Annotated in this window: 8 protein-coding genes and 2 pseudogenes; 7 read left to right on the forward strand and 3 right to left on the reverse strand. The window is 44.0% G+C overall.

Going from position 1 to position 12,136, the window contains the following annotated elements; all coding sequences use genetic code 11:
- Positions 1 to 99: 99 nt before the first annotated feature.
- Entirely contained in the window at positions 100 to 2,073 is a 1,974-nt protein-coding gene (locus AACV32_RS11435) for an acetoacetate--CoA ligase (RefSeq protein WP_170895185.1), read from the reverse strand.
- 271 nt (positions 2,074 to 2,344) lie between these two features.
- Here AACV32_RS11435 and phhA point away from each other — a divergent pair, with 271 nt between their 5' ends.
- The 3 genes from phhA (at position 2,345) to AACV32_RS11450 (ending at position 6,100) form a co-directional block, all read left to right on the forward strand.
- Entirely contained in the window at positions 2,345 to 3,136 is a 792-nt protein-coding gene (gene phhA, locus AACV32_RS11440; protein WP_017045087.1) for a phenylalanine 4-monooxygenase, read from the forward strand.
- Positions 3,129 to 3,461, forward strand: coding sequence for a 4a-hydroxytetrahydrobiopterin dehydratase (locus tag AACV32_RS11445; RefSeq protein WP_064626633.1), 333 nt, complete (start codon positions 3,129 to 3,131; stop codon positions 3,459 to 3,461). The genes phhA and AACV32_RS11445 overlap by 8 nt, the downstream gene beginning before the upstream one ends.
- A 314-nt stretch (positions 3,462 to 3,775) precedes the next feature.
- Positions 3,776 to 6,100, forward strand: coding sequence for a methyl-accepting chemotaxis protein (locus tag AACV32_RS11450; protein ID WP_170895149.1), 2,325 nt, complete (start codon positions 3,776 to 3,778; stop codon positions 6,098 to 6,100).
- Here AACV32_RS11450 and AACV32_RS11455 read toward each other — a convergent pair.
- A pseudogene (locus AACV32_RS11455) lies at positions 6,097 to 6,273 on the reverse strand (MATE family efflux transporter); the annotation flags it as partial. The gene AACV32_RS11450 and the pseudogene AACV32_RS11455 sit on opposite strands and share 4 nt — an antisense overlap.
- Between AACV32_RS11455 and AACV32_RS11460 the strand changes: the two are divergent.
- The 3 genes and pseudogenes from AACV32_RS11460 to AACV32_RS11470 form a co-directional block, all read left to right on the forward strand.
- Positions 6,260 to 6,406, forward strand: a pseudogene (locus AACV32_RS11460) (helix-turn-helix domain-containing protein); the annotation flags it as partial. The pseudogenes AACV32_RS11455 and AACV32_RS11460 sit on opposite strands and share 14 nt — an antisense overlap.
- 237 nt (positions 6,407 to 6,643) lie before the next feature.
- Entirely contained in the window at positions 6,644 to 8,191 is a 1,548-nt protein-coding gene (locus AACV32_RS11465; protein ID WP_017048193.1) for a DUF3369 domain-containing protein, read from the forward strand.
- A gap of 50 nt (positions 8,192 to 8,241) precedes the next feature.
- Positions 8,242 to 9,015, forward strand: a complete 774-nt coding sequence (locus AACV32_RS11470) for a transporter substrate-binding domain-containing protein (RefSeq protein WP_017045093.1) — start codon at positions 8,242 to 8,244, stop codon at positions 9,013 to 9,015.
- 22 nt (positions 9,016 to 9,037) lie between these two features.
- On the opposite strand, the gene AACV32_RS11475 is transcribed toward AACV32_RS11470, so the two are convergent.
- On the reverse strand, positions 9,038 to 11,008 hold the full coding sequence (locus AACV32_RS11475; RefSeq protein ID WP_212752700.1) for a sensor histidine kinase: 1,971 nt from the start codon (positions 11,006 to 11,008) through the stop codon (positions 9,038 to 9,040).
- A gap of 113 nt (positions 11,009 to 11,121) precedes the next feature.
- Here AACV32_RS11475 and AACV32_RS11480 point away from each other — a divergent pair, with 113 nt between their 5' ends.
- Positions 11,122 to 12,090 carry an ABC transporter substrate-binding protein gene (locus AACV32_RS11480; RefSeq protein ID WP_017049990.1) on the forward strand — a complete coding sequence of 323 codons (969 nt, stop codon included), beginning with the start codon at positions 11,122 to 11,124 and terminating at the stop codon, positions 12,088 to 12,090.
- Positions 12,091 to 12,136 lie beyond the last annotated feature (46 nt).

Here is a 12,136-nt window from a genome sequence, read left to right on the forward strand (position 1 = left end):
AATTACACGAAAAGATGCGGGTTATTTGACAAGCTGCCGAAATATTTACCGCTATGTACCTACATCAACTTCCATCGCCTTTTATTTCGAGAATCGTGTTTATGTAAACAGCGCGTGGATTTCTTCTAATACATGAGGATTGGCAATGGCACCTAAGTTTTTGACTGTCTCGCCATGCAGTACTTGCTTCACCGCGAGTTCTACCAGTTTTCCGGATTTGGTACGAGGCACATCACTGATGGAATGGATCTGCGCAGGTACATGACGAGGGGAGCAGTTTTCTCTTAGGCGCTGTTTGATGGTGTTCACCAGTAGGGTGTTGAGTTCGCACTGTGGAGCCAGTTGTACAAAAAGGATGATCTGCTCATCATTATCGATTTTCTGACCCACTGCGACCGAATCTTGTATTTCAGGAAAGCTATTCACTTGCTGATAAATTTCCGCCGTGCCGATACGCACGCCTCCAGGGTTTAAGGTGGTGTCACTGCGCCCGTAAAAACGTATTCCACCATTGTCGGTCCACTCAACTTCATCACCGTGATGCCATACACCAGAGAACTTGCTCCAATACGCATCGTGATAACGTTGGCCATCGTCATGCCAAAACCCGATGGGTTGATTAGGGAAACTGTTGCAGCAGACTAACTCTCCCCGTTGTTGTATCACGGGTTGACCAAGGTCGTTAAATACGGCGACATCAAGTCCTAAGCCTGCGCCTTGGCATTCTCCTCGATACACCGGCGATATGGGGTTGCCAAGCACGAAGCAGCCACAAATATCGGTTCCACCCGAGATAGAGGCGAGGTGTAAGTCCGCTTTTATGTTGGCGTATACATAATCAAACTGTTTTGGGTACAAAACCGAACCTGTTGAACATAATGTTTTCAGTGAGGAGAGAGGGTAGTAATCGCTCGGTGAATACGCGGTTTTTTGCAGTGCCTCTAAATATTTGGCCGATGTACCGAACAAAGTGATGTTGGCTTCTTCTGCCAAATCCCACAATACACCCGGTTGCGGATACATTGGGCTACCATCATAAATAACCAACGTAGCACCGCTAGCAAGCGCCGAAACATGCCAGTTCCACATCATCCACCCACAAGTGGTGTAATAAAACACACGATCGCCCGGTTGAATATCACAGTGTAATTGATGCTCTTTGAGATGATTTAAAATCGTACCGCCAACCGAATGGGCGATGCATTTGGGTTTACCTGTCGTACCTGATGAGTACAAGATAAACAGTGGGTCATTGAAGCCAATGCGTTCATAGCGTAGCCCACGTGGAAGGTAACTTGCGAGAATCGCATTCCAATCAGAAAAAGCGTCGTTAAAATCAGCCGTGAGTGAGCGTTGCTGTAAATATTCGATCTGACAAATGTTGTGTAGGCTCGAAATAGCATCGGCAATCTGACCATTTTTTTCTTCCATGAGATGGGTTTTGCCATTAAACGTATACCCATTGCAGCAGAATAAAATTTTGGGTTGTACTTGGCCGAAACGTTCTACTACGCTGTCGACACCGAAATCAGGAGAGGTTGATGTCCAAACGGCTCCTAAGCTAGTAGTCGCTAACATAGCCACTAAAGTTTCGGTCATATAGGGTAAGTAACCGGCGACAACATCACCTTTTTCAACTCCATTTTGTTTTAACCACTGCTGGATAATAGAAACCTGATCACTGAGTTGCTGCCATGTTAGCTTCTTGTTTTGCCCATTTTCATTTTTAAACCAAACGGCAATGCCTTCCGGTTGTTGAAACGCATAAGAGAGCAGATTTTCCGCGTAGTTCAATTGTGCTTGGGGAAACCAAATCGTGTCTCTGGCGGCGGTGAAGTCGTCCCATCTCGCAATCCCCTCACCGTAAATGCAGTTACCACGAAAGCCGATCACATCGCAAAATTGCCACACTTCTAACCAAAATTGTTTTCTCTCGGCAACGGACCAGAGATGCAGTTGTGAGTAGCTTTCTATCGCCTCACCTTGCATATTAATGTGCTCAATAAACTGGTTTAAATTGGACGCTTTGATGCGGTCTTGGCTAGGGACCCAAAGCGGTGTGTGCGGCGTCAAATTTTCTTCAAACATAATCGCGTTCCCTACAACTCTAACAAGTGGGTATATATCCGTTTATTTTCTGATCTGTTGGCACTGTTTAGTGTTGTCGGCGAACGCCGTAAAGTCAAACGGGTTGGCCATAATCATATCCATGATATCTAAGTAAAAAAACCATAAATGTAAAATATTTGTTACGCGTGAGCATCGTCAGATGTCGAGCCTAAGATTGGCAGACTTTTCACGAGGCGATAGGCTTAATGCAATCGGTTTGTTAAAAGGTTGTGGTATGACGCAGTATCATTCTAAGCCATTAAATAGCAAAGGTTTCATTGACTGGAGTAACGAAGAGGATCGGATTTGGTATGATCTGATCGCACGTCAAGAGACCGTCGTTGAGCAGCGAGCATGCCAAGCCTATTTGGATGGGTTAGCGATGCTGCAACTCTCTAAAGATCAGGTTCCTCAGTTGCCCGATATCAACCGTATTTTGCAACGTGAAACCGGATGGCAAGTCGAGCCAGTGCCCGCTTTAATCAATTTTGATCGATTTTTCGCCTTGTTGGCAGAGAAGAAATTTCCAGTTGCCACGTTTTTGCGTAGCCGTGAAGAGTTTGACTATTTGCAAGAACCGGATTTTTTTCATGAGATTTTTGGTCATTGCGCGATGCTTACTCATCCTGATTTTGCATCATTTACTCAGGTTTACGGCAAGCTTGGGGCTAACGCGAGCCCAAAACAGAGAGCTTATTTGGCGCGGCTCTATTGGTTTACGGTCGAATTTGGTTTAGTGCAAGAAAGTGACGGTGTAAAAATCTATGGCGGAGGTATTTTATCCTCCCCTGCTGAAACCGTGTATAGCCTTGATAATCAAACGGCCATACGTGAAAAATTTGACATCCAACAAGTGCTGAGAACGCCATATCGTATTGATATCATGCAACCCATTTATTATGTGTTGGATGATCTACGAGATCTGTACCATTTGAGCCAAGAAAATCTTGTACAGCAGGTAGAAAGTGCCATGCAGGCAGGCTTGTTGGCCCCCTTATTTCAACCCAAGGAAGAGACCCATGCTTGAAGAATTACGTTGTGAAGCTTGTAGCCTTGATGCGTTAGCATTATCGATCACCGAGCAGCAGCAGCTACTCACTGAACTTGAGGGGTGGTCTATTGTTGTACGTGATGGCATTCCCCAGTTGGAAAAAGTGTATGTGTTCAAAAACTTCAAGTTGGCGTGGGCATTTTCTAACCAAGTTGCTCAATTAGCTGAAGCGGAATTCCACCACCCCAGTTTGTTATTAGAGTGGGGCAAAGTGACCGTGACTTGGTGGAGCCATTCCATCAAAGGACTGCACAAAAACGATTTTATCTGCGCCGCAAAATGTGATGGATTAATCGATTAAAATTAATACTATCAATGTTTTAGGTTTAGATCTCGACCTAATGGTTATTTTCCCTTCGTTGTGCACTTGAAGCTGTAGCAGTGCTGGCTACGTTTGCTCACCCCAAGCATAGAGTTTATTTGTGCTCATGGGGATGAGCTCACTTACCGCCTACCCGCAACTTCAAGCTGTTTGGATGTATCCGGTCGTTTTTCTACGCAAAAGCCAAACCGTGACCTACACTTTGAAAAGCTCATAATACAAATTTCATATAAACCCAGTGGCTGGGGGCGACGATGGCTTTACAAAAAGTTGTTCATTTCTATGCGTAGGGTTTGACTATGAAAATATCAACGAAAATCATTGCGGCATGTACTATCTTGTGTTCAGTTGGCGTGGTAATCAGCGGTGGTTTTGTTGGGTGGCGAGCATCAGAGCTCTCAAGCCAAGCACTTTATGACCGAGCCGCAAATCAACTTACCTCCGTACGCGAAATCAAAAAGAGTGAAATAACTAACTATTTCAAACAGATCCGTCTGCAAATTGAGACCTTGTCTTCCGAGGTATCGACTCAAGAAGCAATGGATTCTTTTACTCGTTCGTTCTCTCGTTATCCTGCCCACCGTATAACGCCCCAAGATACGGATGCGCTAGAACGGTATTATCGTGATCAGTTTGGTCGTACTTACCGTCAGGAAAACAATGGCAGTCAGCCAAATGAACTTGGTGCATTTGCACAGCTTTCAGAGCAGGGAAAAGCACTGCAGGCTCGCTACATCGGCGTAAACTCTAACGAGCTTGGATCCAAACATCACTTGGATTTTGATTCATTGGGCAGCAGCTATGATGAAGCTCACCGGCGTTATCACGCCTCATTTAGGCGATTTTTAGAAGCGTTTGGCTATTACGATATTTTCCTTGTCGATTTGTCAGGCAACGTGGTTTATACCGTATTTAAAGAACTGGATTTTGCGACCAATTTATCAACTGGCGCATATCAAAATTCGGGGCTAGGCCATGCATTTGCTAAGGCAAAAAACTTGCAAGAGGGGCAATCCTACCTCGAAGACTTTGCACCTTATTATCCTTCCTATGAGGCAGCGGCTTCGTTTATTTCGGCCCCAATTTTCAAAGAACAGCAGCGGGTAGGCACGCTGATCTTTCAGATGCCGATCGATGTGATCAACAACATCATGACATTTGGCGGTAGCTGGGCTGATGCGGGGCTCGGTAAAAGTGGAGCAACTTACCTCGTGGGGCAAGATGGTTTATTGCGCAGTCAATCACGGTTTTTATTAGAAGATCCTGAGCAATACTTTCAAACCTTAACTGATATTGGTGTTGAGCCAGCCACCATTGATCAAATCAAAACCAAGGGTTCGGCCATTGGACGTCAACGCATCAAGACCGACGCGGTACGACAGGCATTGGCGGGTGGACAAGGCCTAGAAACCATCAAAGACTATCGCAATGTTGAAGTACTTTCGGCCTACGCACCTCTGGATGTTTTGGGACAAAAATGGGCCATATTAACTGAAATCGATCAATCTGAGGCGTTACGAGATGTCTCGACTTTAGAGCGTTCAGTATTGCAGACGGTGTTTATTAGTATTGCTGTTCTTGTGGTGCTTTCACTCTTTATTTCTTACATCGTAGGAAGTGGTATATCCAAACCTATCCGCAGTGCGTCGTTAGAGCTACATCGGATTAATCAGGAGAATGATTTAACCTCGCGTTTAAGTGAAAAGGGTAAGGATGAAATGGCGGAAGTTGCGGTCGCCTTTAACCAGCTATTTAGCAGCTTACAGAAAACCATTGAGCAGTTTGCGCGGGCGACGGAGTCACTCAACGGCAGCACTCATCGTATGTCTTCCAATATGGAGAGTACGCGAGGCGCCGTTGCCGAGCAGAGTATGAGAACAGAATCGGTCGCGGCGGCGGTAAATCAAATGAGTGCTTCAATTGGCGAGGTAGCGCAGTTTGCTAGCCGAGCTGCCGATTATGTGAAATCAGCTAATGATACAGGGTCACAAAGTGTCGACGTCGGGGAAGCGTTGGGAAATGAAATCAGTTTGTTGAGCGATGAGATGAGGATGGCGGTGGAAGCTATTGAGCGGCTCCATAGTGAAAGTAATTCTATTGCTGAAGTGCTTGATGTTATCCAAGCTATCGCCGAGCAGACCAACTTACTGGCCCTTAATGCGGCGATTGAAGCAGCGCGTGCTGGCGAGCAGGGGCGTGGTTTTGCGGTCGTTGCCGATGAAGTGCGATCATTAGCAGGGCGCACGCAGACTTCTACTGAAGAGATCCGTAAAAAAATCGATTCGCTACAACATGAAATAAACAGTGTGTCGCAAGGAATTGAAAAGGCCAATAAAACCGTGGTGAAAGGGGTTGAAACCTGCCATTTGAATACGGATATGCTTGCTCAAATCATGTCGATGTTAACCGAATTGAATGACATGAATGTGCAAATTGCTGCCGCGACAGAAGAACAAAAATCAGTAACGGATGAAATCAGCAGTAGCATTACTTCGATTGCCGATGCTTCACTGTCGGTTTCTGGACAAGTGAATGATGTTGATGGAGTGCTTACCGACCTTTCTGGGCAAGCAGAGACACTAAATAGTGAGATTGCTCAGTTCAAATATAAGGCGTAACGCTGTGCACCAATTTCATGTCCAAGCAAGATAGAGGCGGCCACGGCAAATCCAAGAAAGGCGGAAATGAGTACACTTTCAATGGGGGAAAGCAGTGAGATAATCGCAAGTTCAGAAACGCCCAACTGACCGACAATAACGTTGTAAATCAAAATGCCAGCCGCTCGTTTGCTTGTTTCTACCGACTGGTCAATCCAACATGTCGGTGACATTGTCGGCTATCCTAACCCAGCAAACTTTAGTACTCGTTTTAAGGTATGGAGCCATTGCACACCACGAGAATTTCGTAAAAAACGAAATGATTAATTCCACGGCATTGGTAAATGGCACTCTTCATTCATAAACTTTTTTATCTACTAAACGCGATGAAATTATTGCACCTCGAGCACGGCTTATGAAGGTGATTGAAATATCAATATCATTGAGTATATGGCTTGTAAAAATCAATTTATTCATCACATTAATTAGATTCTAACCACCAACAAAACGGTTATGTGCTAAACCTATAAGAGTAGGAATATTGTCAATATAGAGAGATAAGCGATGGATCTGTTTGCGGATTTTCGACAAGAGGCTCAACCAAAGAGCCAGGAGAGTCATGAACTTAGTGTTGAAAATAAACCATGGCGAGTACTGCTAGTCGATGATGATGAGCAGATGCACCAGATCACTCGTTTAGCGCTAAGAGGGTTTTCATTTCAAGGACGGCCACTAGAGCTACTGTCTGCTATGTCTGGTCTTGAAGCCAGAGAAGTGCTGAATACTCAGCCCGATATAGCTTTAGCGCTCGTTGATGTAGTTATGGAGACGGAACACGCGGGGTTAGATTTAGTTAGGCATATCCGTGAAGAGTGTAAGAATAGAATCATTCGTTTGGTATTACGTACCGGGCAAGCAGGGCAAGCCCCCGAAGATACGGTCATCCAAGAGTATGAAATTGATGACTATAAAGAGAAAACAGAACTTACCACACAAAAACTCAGAACCCTGCTCTATTCGATGTTGCGATCTTATCGGGATCTTTGTTTGATAGAAGAGCAAAAAGAGGGGCTTAAACGCGTGATTGAAGCCTCAGCGAAGGTACAAAATACCACAACCTTACAAACCTATGCTGAATCGGTACTGAGCCAGCTCACTTCTTTACTTAAACTCCATGCATCGGCATTTTATTGTATCGTTCAGCCTAAATCTGAAGGCGAAGGTTCGTGTGCTTTAACGTTGGCGGCTATTGGAGGATTTGTCGATTTTTATTCTGACTGTGATTTCTCGCGCTTACCTTCGGAAGTGGCTAAGCGCTGCCAGCTTGCACTGCAAAGCAAAATGTCTCATAGCTACGATGATGCCTCTGTACTTTATATGACAGACAGTCGTGGTGTAGAAAATTTACTCTATATTAATTTGCTTGAGCGCTTATCTGAAAATGACGAACGTTTGCTTGAAATCTATATGTATAACATAGGGTTAACTTTTGAAAACTTAAATTTACAGCTTGATTTACGCGAAACATCGAGGGAGCTTGTTTATAACTTAGCCAATGCCGTCGAAGCCAGAAGCAAAGAAACAGGGGCTCACGTACAGCGTGTTTCTCTGATCTGTGAAAAATTAGCCACATTAATGACCCTACCTGAGCAGGATATTTATATGATTAAAAATGCGTCACCCCTGCACGATGTAGGTAAAGTGGCGATCCCTGACAGTATTCTTCATAAACCAGGGAAATTGGACGCTCAAGAATGGGCGATCATGCAAAAACACGTTGAATACGGTGTTGATATCTTAAGTCGTTCAAAACGCAGTTTAATTATCAAAGCGAAAGAGATTGCCGGTTCTCACCATGAAAAATGGGATGGAAGCGGTTACCCAAACCAATTAGCCGGTGAAGGCATTCCTATCAGTGGCAGAATCACAGCATTAGCTGATGTGTTTGATGCTCTTGGTTCTAAACGCAGTTATAAAGATGCTTGGCCGGAAGAGACAATCAAACAAGAAATTGTCGCGCAAAAAGGAAAACATTTTGATCCGATGTTGGTCGATCTGATGCTGGCGCATTGGGATGATTTCATCACTATTCGTGAACAGTTTCCAGACTAGAATCTTTTTTGGAACCGAAAAATAAATCCGTTTTCAGGGAGTAGGATAGAGTGAAAAGCAACCAATTAAAGACGATTGTTGGCTTGTGTACGTCTAGCTTAGCCATCGTTCAGATTCCTTTTGTACAAGCACAAATTGATCCTTCAAATCCCAAACTTAATGAACCTAAACAAATGGTCGCACACCTTGGTGAACTCCCTGGACTGATTAATGCGGATGGTTCGGGGCCATTTGTCGAATTAGTGAGGTACATGGATAAGGTCGACCCTGATACAGAGATCCATATTGAAGTTTTCCCTTTGCATCGAGCTGTACATGGGGTCGTTAATAAGCAAGCTGACTTTGCCTTACCCGCGATTTATGTTGATGATCCTGAAGGAAAGTTACCATTTCGTTTTAGTACGAAGTCGTTCGGTTTAGTGGCACATGTTCTTTATACAAATAAAGCCAATCGAATCACGTCAGAACAGCTTTGGAGCCAGCCTGATAAATACTACGTTGAGGCCGTTCCTAGCTATATACCTTTTGAAGTTGCGCGCTCAAATAGCATCAATGCTTCACTACTTAAAGTAGCCGCTGGACGTATTGATGGATTTGTCTGGGCACAAGAAGAAGCGGATATTGCGCTGAAAAGTTTAGGTTTAGAGAATGTTTCACGCCAACACTTTGCCGATTTCAAGGATGTATTTGTCATTGCTCACGGCTCTAAAGGCGATGAGGTTGATCAATACTTAACGCGAATACTCTCTCAACTAGAGGAAAGTGGAGAGTTGAAAATACTCTATGATGCTATTCACCGTCCTTACGATGATTGGCAACCTTGACCCTCTTACTTTCTATCTATTATTACTTTCTGTTTATTATTACTGCATCATTTATTGCAGCATCATCATTAACAAGTTCAAGGGCCTTAGGGAGAGTAAAAACGTAATGAACACCTTGGCCAACATTAGAACTAAAATCTAGTTTTCCTTGTAATTTTTGAGTCGCTAGATTAAAGACAAGATTCAAGCCAAGCCCTGATCCGCCACGGCCTCTTTTGCTGGTAAAAAAGGGTTCAAAGATTTTATGGTGCAGTTTTGGTTCGACGCCACAGCCATTATCTTTATATTCTAAGAGGATATTTTCTCCTTCCTGTTTGAACGCAATGGTTATGATGGGGTTTTGCTCATCACTAAAAGCGTGGTTGACGCTATTCATCACTAGATTAGAGACTATTTGAGTCAATACTCCAGGTAAGCTGTTCATGGTTAGTCCTTCATCGCCCTCTAGTACGGGTATAACAGGGATTTTCCTGGTCTCGGGATGAAGACTAGCGATAAGCGCGCTTAATACTTGGTGGATTGAGAATTGACTACGACTCTCAGATACCTGATCGACCGCTGTTTGTTTAAAGTCTCGGATCAGTTTGGCAGCACGATTTAAGTTGCTTTCAAGCATCGTATTGGTTTCATTCATTCTCTGCATCAATTCAGAAAACTGCTGACTTGTGAGCGTTTGGTTGGCGAAGGCGCTATTTAGCTCTTGTGTTACCTCAATGATTACCGAACTTGCGGTCACCGCGATACCTAATGGCGTGTTGACTTCATGCGCCACCCCTGCAACTAAACCACCTAAAGCCGCTAATTTCTCAGATTCAATCAACTGTGTTTGCGTGGCTTTTAGTTGCTCAATACTGTTTTCCAGATCGCAGGTTCGCTTGGCGACTTGACGCTCTAAGTTTTGGTTGAGTTTTTGTAGTTCAAGCTGCGCCAGTTTTAGCTCGGTAATATTAATGGCTGTGCCCCGTAACCCGAGAAACATATCCTTCTCATATCGTGCTACTGCTTGAAACATCAAATAGTGCTTACAATCATTGATGATAATTGTCTCTTCACACATTGAAAACGAGCAGTGTTTAGTAATGGATTGGAGTAATTTTTTCATATCTCGCAGTGAGTCAATCTCTGAAAGTAGTGGCTTGCTATTTTCACTGATCTCTAAAGCTTGACGCATGGGTTCGGAAGTGTAAATCAACCTGTCAGTACTATCCGTCTCCCATAACCAGTCGGATGAGACGTCCGTAAAATCGGCTAATCGTTCTTGTTCAAGTTTTATATTACTGTACAACGTAGTTACATTTCCGGTAATTTTATTGGTCTCATCGGCCAGCCAAGTGAGTTCATCGTTATGCCCCATAATCCATTTCTTATGAGGAAGTCTTAGTGGTTTTGGGGGATGGCGAGGGTTGTATTTGCGTAAGTATTGAGCAATAGCGAAGACACGTCGGTTTACACTCTCATGGAAAATCATCAAAATAGCGTAACAAATAAAGGCAGTCTTAATCGCGTTCACGACCAATATCAGTAGAAACTGCTTGATTAAGTAGTTGTAGATTTCTTGAGCATTAGACTCAACGTAGATCTCACCAATCTGCTCTTTGGCTTCTGTTTTTGGGTTGATATAAAGCATGGGATAACGGTGTGCGACTAATTGCTCCATCACTTTTTCTCCGGCACTGAATTGATAACCGCCAGACGTGATTTCCAAATAATCAATTTTAGGCAAGTTCACTAAGCCATCTAAGCGCTGTTGAAGCGTCACGAGATCATAATTCCATAAAGAAGCGGCAAGCAGTTCGGCATGAACGAATTCTATTTCGTGATGACGCTGAGCCACATCATCGAACTCTCTGTCATAGTCGAAATATGTTTGTGCTAACGTTGTCATCAGGGTGACAGCACCACTTAAAATGACAAGGAAAAAAATGATCCTGCGACCAATACGACTCGATAGTGGGTTATCAATGCTTTCATTAAATGTTCGGCTTTTGTTCATCCTGCTTCTCATTTTTTTGAGTGATAATTTGAGTATAGATGTCACATGGGAAGTGTGGATAACATCTTATTGACTACACTATAAAAAAATAGCCAAAACATTGGAGGCAGTTCATGCGTTGGATATGGATATTGTGTGTGATAAGTGCGCCCGTGATGGCGGGAAACGTACTTTTAATAGAGAGCTACGAGCAAGGTTATGAATGGGACGCTAGCTATGTATCCGCCCTTAAGCAGTCGTTAATGCCTGCGCATGAACTGCATACCTTTGAGATGGACACCAAACGTGTACCAGCGAGCCGTTATTCACAAATCGCCGAACAAGCCTTTAGCCAATATCAGCAACTGAAACCACAGGTGGTGGTTTTAGGTGACGACAATGCGTTGGTTTATATGCTGCCGAAACTCTACAACGAGCCAATCTCAATCGTGTTTCTGGGGATTAATTCAAACCCACGAAAATTCATGGCTCAATACCAAGGGCAAGCCAAAGTGACCGGTATTTTAGAGCGCCCTCTCTATGTGAAAACCATGGGAGAAATTGGCCGGATGCTCGATAAAGATAAGCGTAAAGTACTGGTGTTATTTGACTCGGGTAGTACGGCGAGTATTGCGTTGGAATTTATGCAAACCCAAGCGAGTATGATTGAAAAGAATTTAGGCATTGCGACAGAGATAGCTTCAGTGGCGACAGAGAAAGAATGGCAGACAAGAATAAGCACAGCTAAAGAGCAAGGATTTGGCGCCATAGTCGTGGGGCTTTACCAAACCTTGGTCGATGAGAGCGAAAATAATGTGCCAGCGGATACTGTATTAACGTGGACAAACCAACATACAGAGGTTCCCTTATTTGGTTTTTGGGATTTTTCGATCGGTGCGGGCAAAGCGGCTGGGGGTGTTGTGTTAGCGGGTCGTGATCAAGGCGAAATGGCGGGCAAAACGGTGTTACGCATTTTAAATAATAATGAAGACGCAAGCCGCATTCCTATCCAAATCGGCCAACAAGGGCGTGCTATTTACCATCAGGGAGAAATGTCCCGTTGGGGGTTAAGCGCACCGGAAGGATGGATGAAGATTGACTGACTTTGATGGGACTGTATTGAATTGTCGAATTCAGCATTACGTCTAA

It is taken from the genome of Vibrio sp. B7, from assembly GCF_963888765.1.
GTDB lineage: Bacteria > Pseudomonadota > Gammaproteobacteria > Enterobacterales > Vibrionaceae > Vibrio > Vibrio anguillarum.

What these genes read in the sequence shown, in the direction of transcription:
- AACV32_RS11480 (WP_017049990.1), top strand. Translation starts at nt 11,122, where the DNA reads ATGCGTTGGATATGGATATTGTGTGTGATAAGTGCGCCCGTGATGGCG.
- phhA (WP_017045087.1), top strand. Translation starts at nt 2,345, where the DNA reads ATGACGCAGTATCATTCTAAGCCATTAAATAGCAAAGGTTTCATTGAC.
- AACV32_RS11475 (WP_212752700.1), bottom strand. Translation starts at nt 11,008, where the DNA reads ATGAACAAAAGCCGAACATTTAATGAAAGCATTGATAACCCACTATCG.
- AACV32_RS11465 (WP_017048193.1), top strand. Translation starts at nt 6,644, where the DNA reads ATGGATCTGTTTGCGGATTTTCGACAAGAGGCTCAACCAAAGAGCCAG.
- AACV32_RS11445 (WP_064626633.1), top strand. Translation starts at nt 3,129, where the DNA reads ATGCTTGAAGAATTACGTTGTGAAGCTTGTAGCCTTGATGCGTTAGCA.